This is a genomic window from Pseudomonas sp. LW8 (genome assembly GCF_041956865.1).
GTDB classification, from domain to species: Bacteria; Pseudomonadota; Gammaproteobacteria; order Pseudomonadales; family Pseudomonadaceae; genus Aquipseudomonas; species Aquipseudomonas siliginis.
Map to the genome: position 1 here is coordinate 5,756,434 of NZ_CP168138.1, position 21,416 is coordinate 5,777,849.

Consider the following 21,416-nt stretch of genomic DNA (forward strand, 5'->3'; position numbering starts at 1 on the left):
AATAACCAGCCACTGCAATCGATTATTTCATCTCGTGCAATAACGCCGCAGCACTCAAGGCTGGATGCTCACGCAGCGCCTTCACGGCGAAGTCGACAAAACTGCGGATCCGCGCCGGTGCCTTGCGCCCGCCCTGATACACCACATGGATCGGCAACGGTGGCAATTCAAACTCGGCGAGGACGATTTCCAGCTCCCCCGCCGCGACTTTGTCCGCCACTTGATACGACAGCACTCGCGTCAGGCCCAGGCCTTTGCGCGCGGCAGTGATCGCCGACTGATTGGCCGTGACGGTCAGGCGCGGTTCGGTGCGCACACTGAGTGCTTCACCGCCGTCGAGAAACGGCCAGTTGCGTTGCTGACCGATCGCCGATGTCGCCACCACCGGCAACCCGGCCAATGCCTGCGGATGCTCCGGGCGGCCATGTTCAGCCAGAAACCCCGGCGAAGCGCAGATTACCCGCCGCACTTCCCCAACTCGGATCGCATGCTGATTGCTGTCCGGCAGCTCACCGATGCGTACCGCGACATCAATGCCCTCCTCGACCATGTTGACGACCCGGTCCAGCAACAGCGCGTTGATCGACACATCCGGATAACGACAAAGGTAATCGGCCATCACTGGCGTCACGAACAGATCGCCAAACAGCACCGGCGCAGTAATCGTCAACTGCCCGCGCGGCAAGGCATGGCTGCCTGCCGCCGAATCCTCGGCCTCCTGCACCTCGGCAAGAATCCGCCGGCAGTCATCGAAATAACGCTGCCCGGCTTCGGTGAGATGCACGGTGCGCGTGGTACGCACCAGCAACTGCGTACCGATATGCTGCTCCAACGCCGCTACGGCCCGGGTGACGCTCGCCGCCGACAGACCCAGACGCCGCGACGCCGCCGAAAAGCCTTGCTCCTGGGCGACGACAACGAAGATCTGCATTTCCTGAAAGCGGTCCATGGGATTCCTCGGCGGCGGATACGACAATCGCAGCCGAGGCTGCGATTGTGGGAGCGTAGATCAACGGTGGATAACTTATTCCACGGTGACCGATTTCGCCAGGTTGCGCGGCTGATCAACGTCGGTACCCTTGAGCACGGCGACGTAATACGACAGCAGTTGCAGCGGGATCGTATAAAGGATCGGCGAGAGAATGTCGTGGATGTGCGGCATTTGCACCACGTGGGTGCCTTCGCCGTTGGTCATCGCAGCCTTCTCATCCGCGAACACGATCAACTCGCCGCCGCGAGCGCGGACTTCCTGCAGGTTGGATTTGAGCTTCTCCAGCAGTTCGTTGTTCGGCGCGACGGTCACCACTGGCATGTCGTTATCCACAAGTGCCAGCGGCCCGTGTTTGAGCTCGCCGGCCGGGTAGGCTTCGGCATGGATGTAGGAGATCTCCTTGAGCTTCAAGGCACCTTCCATTGCTACCGGGAATTGCGCACCACGGCCGAGGAACAGGGTGTGGTTTTTCTCGGCGAACAGCTCGGCGATTTTTTCCACGGTGCTGTCCATCGCCAGCGCTTCGCCGAGGCGAGTCGGCAGGCGACGCAGTTCTTCGACGAGTGTTGCTTCGACGCCGTTAGCCAGAGTGCCGCGCACCTGACCCAGCGACAAAGTCAGCAGCAACAGGCCGACCAGTTGCGTGGTGAAGGCTTTGGTCGAGGCCACACCGATTTCGCGACCTGCCTGGGTCAACAGGGTCAGATCGGATTCACGCACCAGCGAGCTGATGCCGACGTTGCAGATCGCCAGGCTGGCGAGGAAGCCCAGCTCCTTGGCATTGCGCAGGGCCGCGAGGGTGTCAGCGGTTTCGCCGGACTGCGAGATGGTCACGAACAGCGTGTCCGGCTGCACCACCACTTTGCGATAACGGAATTCACTGGCGACTTCCACCTGGCACGGGATGCCGGCCAGTTCTTCGAGCCAGTAACGCGCGACCATGCCGGCGTGATAACTGGTGCCGCAGGCAACGATCTGCACGTTGCGCACTTTGGCAAACAGCTCGGCAGCTTGTGGACCGAAGGCCTCAACCAGCACTTGATTGTTGCCCAGGCGACCTTCGAGGGTGCGCTGGACCACGGCCGGCTGCTCGTGGATTTCCTTGAGCATGTAATGGCGGAACTCACCCTTGTCGGCGGCTTCGGCACCATCGGTGTACTGCACGGTCTGGCGCTCGACAGCGTTGCCGTTCACGTCCCAGATCTGCACGCTGTCGCGACGGATTTCAGCGATATCGCCTTCTTCCAGGTACATGAAGCGGTCAGTGACCTGACGCAGAGCGAGTTGGTCGGAAGCGAGGAAGTTCTCGCCCAGACCCAGGCCGATCACCAATGGACTGCCACTGCGCGCGGCAACCAGGCGATCCGGTTGGCTCGCATTGATCACCGCCAGACCGTAGGCACCGTGCAGCTCCTTGACAGTCGCTTTGAGCGCGGCAGTCAGGTCCGGTTGTTCCTTGAGCTTGTGGGTCAGCAGGTGGGCGATGACTTCGGTGTCGGTGTCCGAGCTGAAAGAGTAACCCAAGGCTTTGAGTTGTTCGCGCAGAGCTTCGTGGTTCTCGATGATGCCGTTGTGCACCACTGCAATGTCACCGGAAAAATGCGGGTGAGCGTTGCGCTCGCACGGCGCGCCATGGGTCGCCCAACGGGTGTGGGCGATACCGAGACGACCGGACAGCGGCTGTTCGGTCAGGGCGGTTTCCAGCTCACTGACCTTGCCCGGACGGCGCATGCGTTCCAGGGTCTGGTCATTGGTATAAACCGCCACACCGGCGCTGTCATAGCCCCGGTATTCGAGGCGCTTCAGGCCTTCGAGAAGGATGGCGGTGATATTACGTTCAGCTACAGCGCCGACAATGCCACACATGGTTATTTCTCCTGACTGACAGCCGCACAGATCAAAGTGATCCCACGGGCCTGAAGCTGATCGCGTGCCTCGACGGGCAGGCGATCATCGGTAATGAGGGTATGGATGCTGCTCCAGGGCAGCTCCAGGTTGGGAATCTTGCGACCGATCTTGTCGGCCTCGACCATGACGATCACTTCTCGCGCAACGTCGGCCATCACCCGGCTGAGGCCGAGCAACTCGTTAAAGGTTGTGGTGCCGCGAACCAGATCGATACCGTCGGCGCCGATGAACAGTTGGTCGAAGTCGTAAGAGCGTAGTACCTGCTCGGCGACCTGGCCCTGAAAGGATTCCGAGTGCGGATCCCAGGTGCCACCGGTCATCAGCAGCACCGGCTCGTGTTCCAGTTCGCTCAAGGCGTTGGCAACATGCAGCGAGTTGGTCATCACCACCAGACCCGGTTGCTGGCCCAGCTCGGGAATCATCGCGGCGGTGGTGCTGCCGCTGTCGATGATGATGCGCGCGTGCTCGCGGATGCGTTTTACCGCCGCGCGAGCGATCGCCTGTTTGTATTTGGAAATACTCTGCGCCGTTTCTGCGACCAGCTCTTGCGGCATGGTGATCGCACCGCCGTAACGACGCAGCAATAGACCATGGGTTTCCAGCGCGGCGAGATCCTTGCGAATCGTAACTTCCGAAGTTTCGAAACGCTTGGCCAGCTCGTCGACACTGACTTCGCCCTGCTCATTGAGCAAGGCGAGGATGTTATGGCGACGTTGAGGAGTATTGCGCTTGGACATGGCAGCTTAAGTTTCGATTCGAAAGATAACGCAAGCAATGAAACTCTATCGAAAGGTTGCCGTCAAGACGCGGGGAGAAAAATTCAGAAAAATTGAAATGACTGTGGGGCGAGCCCGCTCGCGAAAGGGGAGTCCTAGCCACTCAAGACGTGACTGAGAGACCGCATTCGCGAGCAGGCTCGCTCCTACAGGGGATTGTGGATAAATCAGGATTTTTTGATTTTTTCCGGCCGCTTCCAGCCGTCGATGTTCTTCTGGCGGGCTCGGCCTACCGCCAACTGAGCGTTATCCACATTTTGCGTGATAGTCGATCCGGCCGCAGTGGTTGCACCGTTGGAGATATCCACAGGGGCGACCAGCGAGTTGTTGGAGCCGATGAAAACGTCAGCGCCCAACACGGTTTTCCACTTGTTCGCGCCATCGTAATTGCAGGTGATGGTGCCGGCGCCGATGTTGGTGCGTGCGCCGATTTCTGCATCGCCCAGATAGGTCAGGTGGCCAGCCTTGGCACCTTCGCCCATGTGTGCATTTTTCAGCTCAACGAAGTTACCCACATGGGCGCGCGCTTCGAGCACAGTGCCCGGGCGTAACCGCGCGAAGGGACCAGCGTCACTGCCTTCACCGAGAATGGCGCCTTCTATATGACTGTTGGCCTTGATTACCACGCCTTTGCGCAGGGTGCTGTCCTTGATCACGCAGTTCGGGCCGATCTGTACGTCGTCTTCGATGATGACCTTGCCTTCGAGGATCACGTTGATGTCGATCAGCACATCGCGACCGACGCTGACTTCGCCGCGTACGTCGAAGCGGGCCGGGTCACGCAGGGTCACGCCCTCAGCCATCAGACGACGGCCGGCGCGCAACTGGTAATGACGCTCCAGTTCAGAGAGCTGCTTGCGATCGTTGGCGCCCTGCACTTCCATCGGGTCGTGCGGTTGTTCGGTGGCGACGACCAAACCATCGCTGACCGCCATTTCGATCACGTCGGTGAGGTAGTACTCGCCCTGCGCGTTGTTATTCGACAGGCGACTCATCCAGTCCGCCAGGCGATTGGCCGGCACAGCGAGGATGCCGGTGTTGCCTTCGGTGATCGCACGTTGCGCTTCGCTGGCGTCTTTGTGCTCGACGATGGCCGCGACCTTGCCGTCGGCATCGCGCACGATGCGGCCATAACCGGTCGGGTCATCCAGCTCGACAGTGAGCAAACCCATCTGGCCCGGCACGACATGCTTGAGCAGACGTTGCAGGGTTTCGACTTCGATCAGCGGCACATCACCGTAAAGAATCAGCACGGTGTCGGCATCAATGAACGGCACCGCCTGGGCGGTGGCATGGCCAGTGCCCAGTTGCTTGTCCTGCAACACGAAATTCAGGTCATCAGCTGCCAGCCGCTCACGCACCACATCGGCACCGTGACCGATCACCACGTGAATGCGTTGTGGATCAAGTTGCCGAGCGCTGTGGATAACATGGCCGAGCATGGAGTTGCCGGCAATCGGGTGCAGCACCTTGGGCAGCGCCGAGCGCATGCGCGTGCCTTGACCGGCCGCGAGGATAACGATTTCGAGAGACATGACTGGCTACCAATCCTGGGTGGTCAGCAACTGCGACCGGTTTGTGGGAATTCGGAAAAGAAAAAAGGGTAGCCGAGGCTACCCTTTTTTATCAATCGCACAACAAGCGGATGACGGATTAACCGCCAAACTTCTTGCGGATCTGCTGGACGGTGCGCAGCTGGGCTGCAGCCTCGGCCAGACGAGTGGCAGCGGCGCCGTAATCGAAGTCCGCGCCTTTTTCGTTCAGGGCATTCTCGGCAGCCTTGAGAGCTGCCTGAGCCTGAGCTTCATCCAGGTCGGCGGCACGTTGCACGGTATCGGCAAGTACCTTGACCATGTTCGGCTGAACCTCGAGGAAACCACCGGAGATGTAGAACACCTCGGCTTCCCCGCCTTGCTTGATCAGGCGGATCGGACCCGGCTTGAGATTAGTGATCAGCGGCGCGTGACCCAGAGCGATACCAAGATCACCCAGTGCACCGTGCGCAATCACCATCTCGACCAGGCCGGAAAAGATTTCCCCTTCCGCGCTGACGATATCGCAATGGACTGTCATAGCCATCTGATTGCCTCAACCTAAATTAGCGCCCGTTGCCGGGCGCCGGGATTACAGTTTCTTGGCTTTTTCGATCGCTTCTTCGATGCCGCCAACCATGTAGAACGCTTGTTCTGGCAGGTGGTCGTAGTCACCGTTGAGGATGCCTTTGAAGCCAGCAATGGTGTCTTTCAGGGAAACGTATTTACCCGAAGCACCGGTGAAGACTTCAGCCACGAAGAACGGCTGCGACAAGAAGCGCTGGATCTTACGAGCACGGTTAACCAACTGTTTGTCGGCTTCCGACAGCTCGTCCATACCCAGGATCGCGATGATGTCTTTCAGCTCTTTGTAACGCTGCAGAACATACTGAACGCCGCGAGCGGTGTCGTAGTGGTCCTGACCGATCACGTTCGGGTCCAGCTGGCGCGAAGTCGAATCCAGTGGATCTACCGCCGGGTAGATACCCAGGGAAGCGATGTCACGGGACAGAACGACGGTGGCGTCCAAGTGGGCGAAGGTGGTCGCTGGCGACGGGTCGGTCAAGTCGTCCGCAGGTACGTATACCGCCTGGATCGAGGTGATCGAACCTTCCTTAGTCGAAGTGATACGTTCCTGCAGAACGCCCATCTCTTCAGCCAGGGTCGGCTGGTAACCTACTGCCGAAGGCATACGGCCCAGCAGTGCGGATACTTCAGTACCGGCCAGGGTGTAACGATAGATGTTGTCGACGAACAGCAGAACGTCGTTACCTTCGTCACGGAACTTCTCGGCCATGGTCAGGCCGGTCAGTGCTACGCGCAGACGGTTTCCCGGCGGCTCGTTCATCTGACCGTAAACCAGTGCCACTTTGTCCAGAACGTTGGAGTCCTTCATCTCGTGGTAGAAGTCGTTACCCTCACGAGTACGCTCACCCACACCGGCGAACACGGAATAACCGCTGTGCTCGATGGCGATGTTACGGATCAGTTCCATCATGTTTACGGTTTTGCCTACACCGGCACCACCGAACAGACCGACTTTACCGCCCTTGGCGAACGGGCAGACCAGGTCGATAACCTTGATGCCGGTTTCCAGCAGGTCGTTGCCGCCTGCTTGCTCGGCGAACGAAGGTGCTGCGCGGTGAATGCCCCAGCGCTCTTCGGTGTCGATCGGGCCAGCTTCGTCGATCGGGTTACCGAGGACGTCCATGATCCGGCCCAGGGTCGCTTTACCGACCGGTACGGAGATGGCTGCGCCAGAGTCGGTGACTTCCAGACCGCGCTTCAAGCCCTCGGTGGAACCCATCGCAATGGTACGCACCACGCCGTCGCCCAGCTGCTGCTGAACTTCCAGGGTGGTTGCGGCCGCGCTTTGTACAGTCAGCGCGTTGTAGATGCTCGGTACGCTGTCGCGTGGAAATTCCACGTCGATAACGGCGCCGATGATTTGAACGATACGTCCGCTACTCATAGCTGGATCCTCTGAATATTTGAACCGTTAAACCGCGGCAGCGCCGCCGACGATTTCCGAGATCTCTTGGGTGATCGCAGCCTGACGCGCCTTGTTGTAGATCAGCTGCAAATCGCTGATCAAATCACCGGCGTTGTCGGTAGCGTTCTTCATCGCGATCATCCGCGCAGCCTGTTCAGCCGCGTTGTTCTCGACCACCGCCTGGTAGACCTGCGACTCGACGTAACGGACCATCAAGCCGTCAAGCAGCTCTTTGGCGTCCGGTTCGTAGAGATAGTCCCAGTGGTGCTTGAGATCCTGATCCGGGGTTGCCACCAGTGGAATCAACTGCTCCACGGTAGGCTGTTGTGTCATGGTGTTGATGAACTTGTTGGACACCACGGACAGGCGGTCGATACGGCCGTCCAGGTAGGCATCCAGCATCACCTTGACGCTGCCGATCAGATCATTGATCGACGGCTCTTCACCCAGGTGGCTGATAGCTGCAACGACGTTACCGCCGAAGTTGCGGAAAAAGGCCGCACCCTTGCTACCGACTACACACAGATCAATCTCGACGCCGTTTTCGCGGTTTAACGCCATGTCCTTGACCAGGGCCTTGAACAGGTTGGTGTTCAAGCCGCCGCACAGACCACGGTCACTGCTCACGACGACATAACCGACGCGCTTGATTTCGCGGTCGATCATGAACGGGTGGCGGTATTCCGGGTTGGCGTTGGCCAGATGCCCAATTACCTGGCGGATACGCTCCGCATAAGGACGGCTAGCAGCCATGCGCATTTGTGCCTTGCGCATTTTGCTGACCGCCACTTTTTCCATGGCGCTGGTAATCTTTTGCGTGCTTTTGATGCTCGCAATCTTACTGCGAATCTCTTTTGCGCCTGCCATGTAACACCTATCAGGTTAGCAAGCGGGAGCCTCGCGGCTCCCGCTGCGGCTTACCAGGTTTGGGTGGCCTTGAACTTCTCGATACCGGCTTTCATGCCAGCGTCGATTTCGTCATTGAAGTCACCTTTAACGTTGATCTTGGCCATCAAATCGGCGTGATCGCGGTTGAAGAAAGCAATCAGCGCTTGTTCGAAGCTGCCGACCTTGGCGATTTCAATGTCAGTCAGGAACCCACGCTCAGCGGCATACAGCGACAGCGCCATGTCAGCGATCGACATTGGTGCGTATTGCTTCTGCTTCATCAGCTCGGTAACGCGCTGACCATGCTCAAGTTGCTTGCGGGTCGCTTCGTCCAGGTCAGAAGCGAACTGAGCGAATGCCGCCAGTTCACGGTACTGAGCCAGAGCGGTACGGATACCACCGGAGAGCTTCTTGATGATCTTGGTCTGAGCGGCACCACCCACACGGGATACCGAAACACCGGCGTTCACTGCAGGGCGGATGCCCGAGTTGAACATGGCCGATTCCAGGAAGATCTGACCGTCGGTGATGGAAATCACGTTGGTCGGAACGAACGCGGAAACGTCGCCAGCCTGGGTTTCGATGATCGGCAGTGCGGTCAGGGAACCGGTTTTGCCGGTCACTGCGCCGTTGGTGAACTTCTCTACGTATTCTTCCGAAACGCGGGATGCGCGCTCCAGCAGACGGGAGTGGAGATAGAACACGTCGCCTGGGTAAGCTTCACGGCCTGGTGGACGGCGCAGCAGCAGGGAAATCTGGCGGTAAGCCACTGCCTGCTTGGACAGATCGTCATAAACGATCAGCGCGTCTTCACCGCGGTCGCGGAAGAATTCACCCATGGTGCAACCGGAGTACGGTGCCAGGAATTGCAGCGCAGGAGATTCCGAAGCACTGGCAGCCACGATGATCGTGTTGGCCAGGGCGCCGTTTTCTTCCAGCTTGCGAACCACGTTGGCGATGGTCGATTGCTTCTGACCGATGGCTACGTAGACGCAGAAAATGCCGCTGTCTTTCTGGTTGATGATCGCGTCGATCGCCAGAGCGGTTTTACCGATCTGACGGTCACCGATGATCAGCTCACGCTGGCCACGGCCGACAGGGATCATGGCATCGACAGCCTTGTAGCCAGTCTGTACAGGCTGGTCTACCGACTTACGCCAGATCACGCCTGGAGCAACTTTCTCGACCGCGTCGGTCTCGGTGTTGCCCAGTGGACCTTTGCCGTCAACAGGGTTACCCAGAGCATCGACTACGCGGCCCAGCAATTCCTTACCAACAGGAACTTCGAGGATGCGGCCGGTGCACTTGGCGCTCATGCCTTCAGCCAGCGACTGGTAGGAGCCCAATACCACGGCACCTACGGAGTCCTGCTCCAGGTTGAGAGCCATACCGTAGACGCCGCCCGGAAACTCGATCATCTCGCCGTACATGACGTCGGCCAGACCGTGAATCCGCACGATGCCGTCAGATACGCTGACGACAGTGCCTTCGTTACGGGCTTGGGAGGTCACATCGAGCTTGTCGATGCGGCCCTTGATAATTTCACTTATTTCGGAAGGATTGAGTTGCTGCATTGCTCTGCTGCCCCTTCAAACTCAAGATTTCAATGCTTCGGCAAGTTTCGCGATTTTGCCGCGAATCGAGCCATCGATAACCAGGTCGCCGGCGCGGATCACGACACCACCAATCAAGGCAGCGTCCTCCGCAACTTGCAGGCGCACTTCCCGGTTGAGTCGTGCACTGAGAACCTTGGCGAGTTTGTCTTGCTGTTCTTGGTTCAATGCAAATGCACTGGTCACTTCAACGTCTACCGATTTCTCTTGTTCGGCCTTGTACAGGTCGAACAGAGCGGCGATCTCCGGCAGAAGCAGGAGACGGTCGTTCTCGGCAACGACGTTGATGAAATTGCGTGCCTTTTCATCAAACTTGTCGCCGCACACGTCAATGAACGTGGCGGCCTTTTCTGCGCTCGTCAGTCGCGGGGCCTTGAGCACGCGCTGCAGGGTGTCGTCTTGCGACACCGCTGCTGCCAGGCCGAGCATGGCTGACCAATTGGCCAGTTGCTGGTGGGCCTGAGCGTGCTCGAAGGCCGCCTTAGCGTAAGGTCGGGCCAACGTGGTCAGTTCTGCCATGATCGCCCTCGCTTAGATTTCAGCAGCCAGTTGGTTAACCAGCTCTGCGTGCGCGTTTTGATCGATTGTGGCACCCAGGATCTTCTCGGCGCCGCCAACAGCCAGCAAGCCCACTTGGGCACGCAGCTTGTCTTTGACGCTGTTCAGTTCCTGTTCGATCTCGGCTTGAGCCTGAACCTTCACACGGTCAGCGTCGATACGGGCTTTTTCAACAGCCTCTTCGACGATCTGGTTACCGCGTTTCTTGGCTTGCTCGATGATTTCAGCTGCCTGAGCTTTCGCTTCGCGCAGTTGCTGACCCGCTTTCTCTTGGGCCAACTCCAGGTCGCGAGCTGCACGGCTGGCAGCGTCCAGACCATCAGCGATCTTCTTTTGACGTTCGTGCAGAGCAGCGATGACCGGAGGCCATACATACTTCATGCAGAACAGTACAAAAATCAGGAACGCAACGGACTGGCCAATCAGGGTCGCATTAATGTTCACGCCAACACCTCGCAGTTACGTTGTCCATCACACCAAATTACCCGGAAGATCCGAGTAATCAGCCAGCGATCTGACCAACGAACGGGTTCGCAAAGGTGAAGAACAGAGCGATACCAACACCGATCATGGTTACGGCGTCGAGCAGACCGGCAACGATGAACATTTTTACTTGCAGCATTGGAACCATTTCTGGCTGACGCGCTGCGCCTTCCAGGAACTTGCCGCCCAGCAGGCCGAAACCAATTGCGGTACCCAGTGCGCCCAGGCCGATCAACAGTGCAACAGCGATAGCGGTTAGACCAACTACAGTTTCCATCTTTCCTCCCGACTTTTACGTCGTATGGTTTAGGTTTTTTAGATTAAAGCGGTAAAACAAATCGTTTCAGCTGCCCCGCAAGGAGCTCCCTCCCGTTTGACCGGGAGGAACATCAGACTAGTCGAGACTGGTCTTAATGGTTTTCTTCGTGCGCCATCGACAGGTAGACGATGGTCAGCATCATGAAGATGAACGCCTGCAGGGTGATGATCAGGATGTGGAATACAGCCCACGCCCACTGCAGAACAACGCCCAGGCCGCTGAGCCAGAGCAGGCCGCTGCCGAACATCACAGCGATCAGAATGAACACCAGCTCGCCGGCATACATGTTGCCGAACAGACGCAGAGCCAGAGAGATCGGCTTGGCGATCAGGGTGACGAATTCCAGCAGGAAGTTCACCGGGATCAGCAGGGCCTGAACGAAGATGTTCTTGCTGCCGAACGGGTGCAGGGTCAGTTCGCCGATGAAGCCACCGATGCCCTTGACCTTGATGCTGTAGAAAATGATCAGTGCGAACACCGAGAACGCCATGCCCAGAGTCGCGTTCGGGTCGGTAGTCGACACGGCGCGGAACGGGATGTGGGCATCGCCGGAGATCAGGATGGCCAGCTGAGGAATCCAGTCGACCGGTACCAGGTCGACGGCGTTCATCAGGAACACCCAGACGAAGATGGTCAGTGCCAGCGGTGCAATCACCGGGCTACGGCCATGGAAGCTGTCTTTCACGCTGCCATCGACGAATTCGACCAATACTTCAACGAAGTTCTGCAAGGCACCCGGCTGACCCGAAGTCGCTTTCTTTGCCGCCATGCGGAAAAGAAGAACGAAGATCAGACCCAGCGCGACCGACCAGCCGAGGGTATCGACGTGGAAAGCCCAGAAGCCCATTTCCTTGGCTTCTGCTGCGGTGTGGGCAAAGCCCCAGCCGCCGTTGGGTAGCTGACCGAAAGTCAGGTTCTGCAAGTGGTGCTGGATATAGCCCGAAGCGGTTGTCTCTGCCATGGTTGCCTCAAACGCCCTAAGGTCTCGAAAGTCTTGTTCTCATCAGCAGGGGAGCGAACCAGCTGACCGACTGCGTCAGCACGAACACGCCGAATACTGCGATCGGCGCCAGTGGCTTCACACCTGCGAACACCAGTGCAAACAGCACTGCCGTCAAAATAAGTTTGCCTGCCTCGCCGGCATAAAAAGACCGGACGATGGACTGGGCTGCTCGGGCGCCGGAAAACCGAAATGCCCTGTGAGCGAAATAAACATTGGGCAGCAAGGCTATCAGGCCTCCGCAAAGTCCCGAGTATCCGGCAACGACTCCATGCCATTGCCAGAGCGCCAAAGCGGCAATGAGCAGAATGACAAATTGAGCCATCAACACCGGAAAAACCGCCAGGCGATGGAAAGGCAAGCGGTTTGGCGTGCGGGTTTCCATCACAGTTGCTCTCCAATGGTCGGCTGCCGAAATTCAATAACTTGGCATAATTTGTGCCGACAAAATGCGCGCAGAGTATAGGGGCGGTTCTGCCCCTATTCAACTGTCAGGTAGTGATTTCCGACTGCGCGCTACATGAGGAAATGTTTCAGCGGATGTGTGCGAGCACACCTTGAAGCTCGTCGAGCGAGTTATAACCAATCACCAATTGGCCTTTGCCCTTCTTGCCATGGCGAATCTGCACCGCAGAGCCTAGGCGCTCGGCCAAACGCTGCTCGAGACGGGCGATATCCGGGTCGGGTTTTGCAGCTTCCACAAGCTCCGGTTTGCCACTCAACCACTGGCGAACCAGTGCCTCGGTTTGGCGCACAGTCAGTCCTCGTGCGACAACATGTCGCGCCCCTTCGACCTGCTGATTGTCCGGCAGACCGAGCAAGGCACGCGCGTGACCCATTTCCAGGTCACCGTGCGACAGCATTGTCTTGATCACTTCAGGCAGTGCAATAAGTCGCAACAGGTTAGCCACAGTCACCCGCGACTTACCCACAGCCTCGGCAACCTGCTGCTGAGTCAGCTGGAATTCCTGCTGCAAGCGCTGTAAGGCGACGGCTTCTTCGATCGGATTGAGATCTTCGCGCTGGATGTTCTCGATCAGCGCAATCGCAATGGCGGTTTCATCCGGCACATCGCGGACCATCGCCGGGATGGTTTCCTGCCCGGCCTGCTGACTGGCGCGCCAGCGACGTTCACCGGCAATGATCTCGAAGCGACCGCCGCCAATCGGGCGTACCACGATCGGCTGCATCACGCCTTGGGCCTTGATCGACTGCGCCAGCTCTTCCAGGGCCTGCGGGTCCATGTCACGGCGCGGCTGATATTTGCCACGCTGCAGCAGGTCCAGCGGCAGGTGTTGCAGTTCGCGGGTGTCGGCCTGCGCGGCTTGTTCTTCCAGCGCGCTGACCGTCGGACCACTCAGCAGTGCATCCAGTCCACGTCCGAGACCTCGTTTCTTGACGGCCATGGGGATTCCTTAAGTTGGCTGAGCAGCAGCAATGCGTGAATTTTTGCGCTGACGACGAACCATCTCGCCTGCCAGAGCCAGATAGGCCAGGGCACCACGCGATTGCTTGTCGTAAGCCAGCGCCGGCATGCCGTAGCTCGGTGCTTCGGCCAGGCGAATGTTGCGCGGGATCACCGTGTCGTACAGCTGATCGCCGAAGTGTTCCTTGAGCTGCGCCGAAACATCGTTCATCAGGCTCAGGCGCGGGTCGTACATGGTCCGCAGCAGGCCTTCGACCTTCAGGTTCGGATTGAGCAGCTCGGCGATGCGCTTGATGTTATCCACAAGGTCGCTCAAACCTTCCAGCGCAAAGTATTCGCACTGCATGGGGATAATCACCCCGTCAGCGGCGACCAGTGCGTTGAGTGTGAGCATCGACAGCGACGGTGGGCAGTCGATCAAAATGTAATCGTAGTTGTCACGGATCGGCGCCAGCGCGCTGCGCAGACGGCTTTCCTTCATCTGCATTTCCAGCAGCACCACTTCGGCCGCGGTCAGATCGCGGTTGGCCGGCAGCAATTGATAACCGCCGTGCTCGGAGAAGTGCATGGCCTGACCCAGATCGCATTCACCGATCAGCAGATCGTAGACCGAGTTTTCCAGACCATGTTTATCCACACCGCTACCCATGGTGGCGTTGCCCTGTGGATCGAGATCGATCAACAGCACCCGTCGCTTGGTCGCGACCAGGGATGCTGCGAGGTTGATGCAGGTGGTGGTTTTGCCCACACCACCCTTCTGGTTCGCTATCGCGAATACCTTAGCCATTCTTGCTTGTGTTCCCAATCATGCCGTGCGGCGCAGTATCAGCAGATGGCGTTGGCCTTGGCAACCGGGGACGGCCAGGGCGTGTTCGCTATCGAGTTTGAAATCTGCCGGCAATGCTACCAGCTCATCGGCCGGATGAACGCCCTTCATTGCCAGCCAGCGTGTATCGGCATCGCCCAAGTGGCGAGTCCAGTTGGTGAAGTTTTCCATGCTGCTGAAGGCCCGGGAAATGATCCCGTTGAATGGTTGCGCAGGCTGGAACGCTTCGACGCGACTGTGGATAACTTGCAGGTTATCCAGCTTCAGCTCCAGTTTGACCTGAGTCAGAAAGCGGGTTTTCTTGCCATTGCTGTCCAGACAGGTCACCTGCGAGTCCGGATACAGGATCGCCAGCGGAATACCAGGCATGCCACCACCACTGCCGACATCGAGCCAGCGACCGTTTTCGATAAACGACATCACGCTGAGACTATCGAGCAAGTGCCGCGAAACCATTTCGTCCGGATCGCGCACAGCGGTCAGGTTGTAGGCCTGGTTCCATTTGATCAACAGGGCCAGATAACCCAGCAGCAATGCGTGCTGAGTTTCTGTGAGATTGACACCGAGCTCGCGGGCTCCTGTGGATAACTCTTCGGCGTGTTGCGAAGTGACCTTGGCACTCAAGCGCTTTGCTCCAACTGACGGCCCGCGCCGCGTTTTTTCAAATGAATCATCAACAGCGAAATCGCTGCCGGGGTCACGCCCGGGATCCGCGAAGCCTGGCCCAGCGTTTCAGGACGTGTGGCGCCGAGCTTGCTCTGGATCTCCTTGGACAGACCGGAGATGTTGGTGTAATCGATATCCACAGGCAATTTCGTGTCTTCGCTGGCGCGCAGACGGGCGATTTCGTCCTGTTGGCGGTCGATGTAACCGGCGTACTTGGTCTTGATCTCAACCTGCTCGGCGACCTGTGGATCTTCGGCGCCCTGCCCGGTCACTTCGACCAGACCGACGTAGTCGATTTCCGGACGGCTCAACAGGTTGAGCAGGTTGTATTCGTGGGTCAGCGGCGTGCCGAATTTCTCGGCAATCGCATCGCCCTGCGGGGTGTTCGGCCGAACCCAGGTGCTTTTCAGACGCTGTTCTTCAAGCTCGATGCTTTCGCGTTTCTTGCAGAAGGCCGCCCAGCGCGCGTCATCGACCAGACCGAGCTCGCGACCTTTTTCGGTCAGACGCAGGTCGGCGTTGTCTTCGCGCAGAATCAGGCGGTACTCGGCGCGGGACGTGAACATACGGTACGGCTCTTGGGTACCGAGGGTGATCAGGTCGTCGACCAGAACGCCGATGTACGCTTCATCGCGGCGCGGACACCAGGCCTCTTTGCCCTTGGCCCGCAGCGCGGCGTTGGCGCCGGCGAGCAGACCTTGAGCGCCGGCTTCTTCGTAACCGGTGGTGCCATTGATCTGCCCAGCGAAGAACAGACCGCCGATGACTTTGGTTTCCAGGCTGTACTTCAGATCGCGGGGATCGAAGTAGTCGTACTCGATCGCATAACCCGGACGCACGATGTGCGCGTTTTCCATACCGCGGATCGACTGCACGATCTGCAATTGCACGTCGAACGGCAGGCTTGTGGATATTCCGTTTGGATACAGCTCATGGGTGGTCAGACCTTCCGGTTCGATGAACACCTGATGGCTTTCCTTGTCGGCAAAGCGATGAATCTTGTCTTCGATCGACGGGCAATAACGCGGGCCGACACCTTCGATTTCACCGGCAGCGGAATACATCGGCGAACGATCAAGGTTCGCCGCGATGATTTCGTGGGTACGGGCATTGGTATGGGTGATCCAGCAGCTGACCTGGCGCGGATGCTGCTCCTTGCTGCCCATGAACGACATCACCGGGATCGGAGTGTCACCCGGCTGCTCGGTCATCACCGAGAAATCCACAGATTTGCCATCAATACGCGGCGGTGTACCGGTCTTCAGGCGCCCGACACGCAATGGTAACTCACGCAGACGGTGGGCCAGAGCAATCGACGGTGGATCACCGGCGCGACCGCCAGAGAAATTCTGCAAACCAATGTGGATAAGTCCACCGAGGAAGGTACCAGTGGTCAACACCACGGAATCGGCGAAGAAGCGCAGACCCATCTGTGTGACGACACCGCGGACTTGCTCCTGCTCGACAATCAGGTCGTCAGCAGCCTGTTGAAATATCCACAGGTTTGGCTGGTTTTCCAGGATTTCGCGGACAGCGGCCTTATAGAGAATCCGGTCCGCTTGCGCACGGGTCGCCCGTACGGCCGGGCCTTTGCGGCTGTTCAACACGCGAAACTGGATGCCGCCCTTATCGGTAGCCATGGCCATCGCGCCGCCGAGGGCATCGATTTCCTTGACCAGATGGCTTTTGCCGATGCCACCGATGGCCGGGTTGCAACTCATGGCGCCGAGGGTTTCCACGTTATGCGTCAGCAACAGGGTTTTTGCCCCCATGCGTGCTGACGCCAGTGCTGCCTCGGTACCGGCATGACCGCCGCCGATGACGATCACTTCAAAACGGGAAGGGAAATCCACCACGCACCTCGTGCCTGCTTAAGTAGGTCATTCAGGAAATATTGAAACCAGGTTTCTGGACCTGGTCGGCAAGTATAGGGACTTCGCCCTTTCTAAAGAACCCTTTGCACAAAATTTAACCAGCTGTGGAGAACTCGAGGTTAAAAAAATAAAAAAGAGAGAAATTTATAAAACCTTTGTTTTTATGTTTATTCTTACTGAACCACTTTTCTGTGGATAGATCGCTACAGACCTTATTTTTCAGCGTGTACAGAGATTAAAAACCCTGTGCTCATGTGGCAATGAGGCCCTTGGATAACCGGTGTAAGCCTGTGGATGAAAGGGGTGGTTATCCACAGAGCGGGTTATATCCAGTTTTCAACCCCCTTTATCAACTGACCTCAGGAGCAGTTATTCACAGGTCTTAGTCCACAGAAAATCGCCAACATGTCTTTTTCTGGACGCAAAAAAAGCGTCAGCTAGGGATTAGTGACGCTCGGCAAGCCAAGGGCAGGAAATGAAAAGGCTATTGTGAGAGGACGTAACAGAAGCTAATAATAGCCATTATCATTAAAACATCAGTTTCTCCCATGCCCCTACCCGCCCACACCGCTGCGATCGAGCAAATCTACGAGCAACATCATTCGTGGCTGTATGGTTGGCTCAAGGGCAAACTGCACAACGCCTGCGATGCAGCCGATGTGGCGCATGACACGTTTTTGCGAGTTCTGGCGGCGCGCAATGCAGCTCATATTCGTGAGCCGAGGGATTACCTGACGACTATTGCGCGCGGCCTGGTCATCGATCGTTATAGACGCAGGGCGATTGAAAGAGCTTATCTGCAGGCCCTCGCAGCTCGGCCGGAAGCGTCAGTCATTAGCGAAGAAGACAGGGCGCTGATCATTGAAACCCTGATCGCTGTGGATAAAGCATTGACCGGGCTGGGTCCGCGAACACGGCAGATCTTCATGCTTTCGCAAGTCGACGGACTGACTTATCAACAGATCGCCGTGCAATTGAGAGTCTCGCTGACCACAGTAAAAAAACACATGATCCGCGCCCTGACTGAGTGCGCCCTGGTCATGGCGCAGCCATGATGGCCGCCGCTGCAAACCGTCAGGCATTGGAAACTGCCGCCAGCTGGTACGTGCAGTTTCAGTCTCAGCCACCGAGCCTTGCCGAACAAAAGGCCTGGCAGTTGTGGATAGACAGCGATCCAGCGCATCTGGCGGCGTGGAACCAGATGGAACAATTGCAGCGCCACCTCGGTACGCTGCCGCAGGATCTGAAACGACGTGCGCTCAATAACACTGGTCAGCACCGCCGGCAGGTGCTCAAGCTGTTGCTGCTCGCAGCGGGAACAGGCTTCGTTGGCTGGAGTGCTCAACGACACACATCCCTCGGCAACGTTTGGGCCGACTATAAAACCGGTGTGGGTCAGCGTCGCACCATCAGCCTGGCCGATGGCAGCCAGATCCAGCTCAACACCGACTCGGCCATCGATGTTTCTTTCGACGCAGCGCAACGCCTGATTCAACTGCGTGCCGGTGAAATCCTCATCCAAACCGGCAAGCTTGGCGATCAGCGGCCGTTTTATGTGCAAACCCGCGACGGGCGGATTCAAGCTTTGGGCACCCGGTTCTCGGTGCATCAGATGTCCAGCTCAACCAGAGTTGGGGTGCTGGAAGATCGAGTCAGCGTTCAACCCGCGCAGTCATCCACTGCTGCGCTCATTCTGAAAGCAGGCGAAGGCGCGGATTTCGACAGTCGACATATCGGCCTCAGTCATCCCTTCCAACCATCAGACGTCGGCTGGATCAACGGCCAGTTAATCGTTCTCGACGCGCGCCTGGGCGACGTAATCGCGGAGTTGGGACGCTATCGCAGTGGTGTATTGCATTGTGATCGCCGCGCCCGGGATCTGCGGGTCTCCGGGACTTTCCGGCTCGATTCGACCGACGCAGTGCTGGCCAACCTTCAGGCCTCGTTGCCAATCAACGTGCGCTATTTCAGCCGTTACTGGATCTCGATCAGCCATAGCGCTTGATCAAAAAATGCCTGGGGAAAAATAATTTCAAGCAGGGTTATCTTTTTTCGCCCTGACCCGGCCCTACAGGTAATCGCGATAAACGCGGCTCTTCGCCACCTTAGGGCTAATCCACACATGCGTCTTCCCACGTTCCGTCAGCGCTTTTCTCCACATTGCATTGCATGCAGCTTATTGATGGCCAGCGCTGCGTCTTGTCTGGTGATCAGCAACAGCGCCTTCGCGGCGTCGGTATCCCAGCGTTACGCCATTGCCGCCGGCCCGCTGGATAGTGCCTTGAGCCAGTTCGCCGCTGCCGCCAATGTGATTTTGTCGTTCTCGCCGCAGCAGACCAGCCGCTTGCGCAGTGCCGGTTTAAATGGCGATTTCAGCGTCGAACAAGGTTTCGCTCAATTGCTGCAAGGCTCGGGTTTACAGGCAGTGCCACAAGCACCCGGCAGTTACATTCTGCAGAACGTGCCCAACGGTGACGCCCTGGAACTGGCGCCGACCAACATCAATGCGCAGTTGGGCAATCCAATGCATCTGGATTACGCCGCCGACGTCGGCTACAAGGCGCAAAACAGCCGGATCGGTACGAAAACCAGTACGCCGCTGTCGCAAACACCGCGTTCGGTGTCAGTGGTGACCGGGCAGCGGATCAAGGATCAGAAATCCCAGACTCTCACCGACGTCCTCGGCTACGTGCCGGGGATCTTCGCCCCACCGTTCGCCGCCGGTGACAGCCTGGCTGGCGACCTGTTCTATATCCGTGGTTTCAACGCCACCGATTACGGCTACGGTCTGCTGCGCGATGGACTGCGCGTGCAGGGCAATCGCTATGACACCAGCACCGAGCCGTACGGACTTGAACGGGTCGAGGTATTCCGTGGCCCGTCGTCGCTGCTGTATGGCGAAAATGCGCCGGGCGGTCTGGTCAATCTGGTCAGTAAACGCCCGACCGCCGCGCCTCAGGGCGAAGTGCAATTGGGCTATGGCTCGAACAATCGCCGGCAAATCGGCGTAGATGTCTCCGGCCCGCTCAATGACAGCGGCAACGTTCTCGGACGCGTGGTGATGCTGGGGCGCAAATCCGATACCCAGACCGAGCACGTTCCTGACGACCGGATTTATGTCGCCCCTTCGCTGACCCTGAATTTCGACGATTTCAATACGCTGACGCTGTTGGCCAACTACCAGAAAGACCACACCAACATGGAGCTTGGCCTGCCGGCCGCCGGTACGTTGCTGAGCAATCCCAACGGCCGGTTATCCAAAGACACGATGCTCGGCGATCCGGACTGGAATACCTTCGAACGGGAAACCTGGAGCAGCGGTTACGAGTTCAGCCACTCGTTCAACGATGACTGGCAGTTCCGCCAGAACTCGCGCTACATGCAGTCGCGCATCACCCGCCACGAAACCTGGCCGGGCAATCTGAACAACGCCGGTTTCGGCACGCGGTTGAACGTGACCGCTTACGATCGCTTCAACAAATCCATGGTGTATTCGCTGGATAACCAGCTCGAAGGCAAGTTCGAGGCGGGCGAGTTGGAAAACACCGTGCTGTTTGGCGTCAGCTACGATCGCACCTCGTTCAACCAGGACTGGAATGCCGGCGTTGTCGGGCCGATCGATGTGTATAACCCGGTTTACCTGCGCGATCCGACCACGCCAATTGCCGTGCAGAACACTTTGCTCGAGCAGCAGATGAAGGGTGTTTATGCACAGATTCAGAGCAAGTACGACCACTGGATGTTCTTGCTTGGCGGACGCCAGGACTGGGTCGACAGTGACTTCCGCGACAAGGTGGCGCGAGGCAGCAACATCAGCTCCGAGGACAAGAAGTTCACCTATCAGGGCGGCGTGATGTATCAGTTCGACAACGGCATGACGCCGTATGTCAGCTATTCAACAGCGTTCGTGCCGGTGCAGCAGATTTCCAATGCCGGCGCACCGCTTGATCCGATCACCAGTAGCCAGTACGAAGTGGGTTTGAAGTACGAACCGATTGGTTGGGACACCGCTTTCACCGCTTCGGTGTATGACCTGCGCAAAAAGGACGACACCTATTTCGACGCAACGACGTCAACCTATCGCCAGGTGGGCGAAAGCCGCGCCAAAGGGGTGGAGCTGGAACTCAACAGTAATCTGACGCAGAACCTCAATGTCACGGCGGCTTATACCTACACCGATGCAAAGATCACCAAGGATGCAGCGACGTCGCTGGTCAAGGGCCATCAAATGACCGGCGTGCCGCGCAACCAGGCCTCGGTCTGGGCGAAATATCGCTTCCTCGACAGTGATTTGAAAGGCATGTATGTGGCGGGGGGCGTGCGTTATTTCGACAGTGCGTTTGCCTACACTTCGCCTTCTCTCTACGGAAAACTGGATGCCGGCGACGTGACATTGGTCGACGCGGCTGTTGGATATCAGATCGATACACACTGGAGTGTCGATTTGAACGCGAAGAACCTGTTCGATAAGGAATACGTTTCGGGATGCAACGACGCAGGTCGCTGTTACTGGGGCGAGGATCGTACTTTGCTCGGTACGGTTTCCTATAACTGGTGAATGGA

20 protein-coding genes are annotated in these 21,416 nt (G+C 57.9%); 3 read left to right on the forward strand and 17 right to left on the reverse strand.

Annotated elements, in window-relative coordinates; translation table 11 throughout:
• Window positions 1-22: 22 nt before the first annotated feature.
• From AB9L16_RS26145 to mnmG, 17 genes are all read right to left on the reverse strand, one after another.
• Window positions 23-949 carry a LysR family transcriptional regulator gene (locus AB9L16_RS26145; RefSeq protein ID WP_041476539.1) on the reverse strand — a complete coding sequence of 309 codons (927 nt, stop codon included), beginning with the start codon at window positions 947-949 and terminating at the stop codon, window positions 23-25.
• A 75-nt stretch (window positions 950-1,024) separates the two neighbouring features.
• A complete protein-coding gene (gene glmS, locus AB9L16_RS26150) occupies window positions 1,025-2,857 on the reverse strand; it encodes a glutamine--fructose-6-phosphate transaminase (isomerizing) (RefSeq protein WP_041476529.1) in 1,833 nt (610 codons plus the stop codon).
• A gap of 2 nt (window positions 2,858-2,859) precedes the next feature.
• Window positions 2,860-3,636 (reverse strand): DeoR/GlpR family DNA-binding transcription regulator, encoded by a 777-nt coding sequence (locus tag AB9L16_RS26155; protein ID WP_041476528.1) that lies wholly within the window; start codon window positions 3,634-3,636, stop codon window positions 2,860-2,862.
• A 206-nt stretch (window positions 3,637-3,842) separates the two neighbouring features.
• Window positions 3,843-5,210, reverse strand: coding sequence for a bifunctional UDP-N-acetylglucosamine diphosphorylase/glucosamine-1-phosphate N-acetyltransferase GlmU (glmU, locus tag AB9L16_RS26160; RefSeq protein ID WP_056791096.1), 1,368 nt, complete (start codon window positions 5,208-5,210; stop codon window positions 3,843-3,845).
• 118 nt (window positions 5,211-5,328) lie between these two features.
• Entirely contained in the window at window positions 5,329-5,754 is a 426-nt protein-coding gene (locus AB9L16_RS26165) for a F0F1 ATP synthase subunit epsilon (RefSeq protein WP_016772407.1), read from the reverse strand.
• A gap of 45 nt (window positions 5,755-5,799) precedes the next feature.
• The gene (gene atpD / locus AB9L16_RS26170; RefSeq protein WP_016772406.1) at window positions 5,800-7,179 is read right to left on the reverse strand and encodes a F0F1 ATP synthase subunit beta; all 1,380 of its coding nucleotides are present in this window, start codon (window positions 7,177-7,179) and stop codon (window positions 5,800-5,802) included.
• Between the two features lie 27 nt (window positions 7,180-7,206).
• Entirely contained in the window at window positions 7,207-8,067 is an 861-nt protein-coding gene (gene atpG / locus AB9L16_RS26175) for a F0F1 ATP synthase subunit gamma (protein WP_056791102.1), read from the reverse strand.
• 50 nt (window positions 8,068-8,117) lie between these two features.
• Window positions 8,118-9,662 carry a F0F1 ATP synthase subunit alpha gene (atpA, locus tag AB9L16_RS26180; RefSeq protein WP_016772405.1) on the reverse strand — a complete coding sequence of 515 codons (1,545 nt, stop codon included), beginning with the start codon at window positions 9,660-9,662 and terminating at the stop codon, window positions 8,118-8,120.
• Window positions 9,663-9,683: 21 nt separating this feature from the next.
• On the reverse strand, window positions 9,684-10,220 hold the full coding sequence (locus tag AB9L16_RS26185) for a F0F1 ATP synthase subunit delta (RefSeq protein ID WP_016772404.1): 537 nt from the start codon (window positions 10,218-10,220) through the stop codon (window positions 9,684-9,686).
• Between the two features lie 12 nt (window positions 10,221-10,232).
• A complete protein-coding gene (locus AB9L16_RS26190) occupies window positions 10,233-10,703 on the reverse strand; it encodes a F0F1 ATP synthase subunit B (protein WP_016772403.1) in 471 nt (156 codons plus the stop codon).
• Window positions 10,704-10,761: 58 nt separating this feature from the next.
• The gene (gene atpE, locus AB9L16_RS26195) at window positions 10,762-11,019 is read right to left on the reverse strand and encodes a F0F1 ATP synthase subunit C (RefSeq protein ID WP_003097235.1); all 258 of its coding nucleotides are present in this window, start codon (window positions 11,017-11,019) and stop codon (window positions 10,762-10,764) included.
• A 133-nt stretch (window positions 11,020-11,152) separates the two neighbouring features.
• Complete coding sequence (gene atpB, locus AB9L16_RS26200) at window positions 11,153-12,022, reverse strand: F0F1 ATP synthase subunit A (RefSeq protein WP_016772402.1); 870 nt, start codon at window positions 12,020-12,022, stop codon at window positions 11,153-11,155.
• Window positions 12,023-12,038: 16 nt separating this feature from the next.
• The gene (locus AB9L16_RS26205) at window positions 12,039-12,446 is read right to left on the reverse strand and encodes a F0F1 ATP synthase subunit I (protein WP_016772401.1); all 408 of its coding nucleotides are present in this window, start codon (window positions 12,444-12,446) and stop codon (window positions 12,039-12,041) included.
• A gap of 148 nt (window positions 12,447-12,594) precedes the next feature.
• Window positions 12,595-13,467, reverse strand: a complete 873-nt coding sequence (locus AB9L16_RS26210) for a ParB/RepB/Spo0J family partition protein (RefSeq protein WP_375122918.1) — start codon at window positions 13,465-13,467, stop codon at window positions 12,595-12,597.
• Window positions 13,468-13,476: 9 nt separating this feature from the next.
• Complete coding sequence (locus tag AB9L16_RS26215) at window positions 13,477-14,274, reverse strand: ParA family protein (RefSeq protein WP_016772400.1); 798 nt, start codon at window positions 14,272-14,274, stop codon at window positions 13,477-13,479.
• Window positions 14,275-14,292: 18 nt separating this feature from the next.
• Complete coding sequence (gene rsmG / locus AB9L16_RS26220) at window positions 14,293-14,937, reverse strand: 16S rRNA (guanine(527)-N(7))-methyltransferase RsmG (RefSeq protein ID WP_123441912.1); 645 nt, start codon at window positions 14,935-14,937, stop codon at window positions 14,293-14,295.
• Complete coding sequence (gene mnmG, locus AB9L16_RS26225) at window positions 14,934-16,832, reverse strand: tRNA uridine-5-carboxymethylaminomethyl(34) synthesis enzyme MnmG (RefSeq protein WP_056791112.1); 1,899 nt, start codon at window positions 16,830-16,832, stop codon at window positions 14,934-14,936. The genes rsmG and mnmG overlap by 4 nt, the downstream gene beginning before the upstream one ends.
• A gap of 569 nt (window positions 16,833-17,401) precedes the next feature.
• Between mnmG and AB9L16_RS26230 the strand changes: the two genes are divergently transcribed.
• The 3 genes from AB9L16_RS26230 (at window position 17,402) to AB9L16_RS26240 (ending at window position 21,411) form a co-directional block, all read left to right on the forward strand.
• Window positions 17,402-17,908 (forward strand): sigma-70 family RNA polymerase sigma factor, encoded by a 507-nt coding sequence (locus tag AB9L16_RS26230; RefSeq protein WP_375122920.1) that lies wholly within the window; start codon window positions 17,402-17,404, stop codon window positions 17,906-17,908.
• The gene (locus tag AB9L16_RS26235) at window positions 17,908-18,858 is read left to right on the forward strand and encodes a FecR domain-containing protein (protein WP_375122921.1); all 951 of its coding nucleotides are present in this window, start codon (window positions 17,908-17,910) and stop codon (window positions 18,856-18,858) included. The genes AB9L16_RS26230 and AB9L16_RS26235 overlap by 1 nt, the downstream gene beginning before the upstream one ends.
• Window positions 18,859-18,975: 117 nt before the next feature.
• Entirely contained in the window at window positions 18,976-21,411 is a 2,436-nt protein-coding gene (locus AB9L16_RS26240; RefSeq protein WP_375122922.1) for a TonB-dependent siderophore receptor, read from the forward strand.
• Window positions 21,412-21,416: the final 5 nt, after the last annotated feature.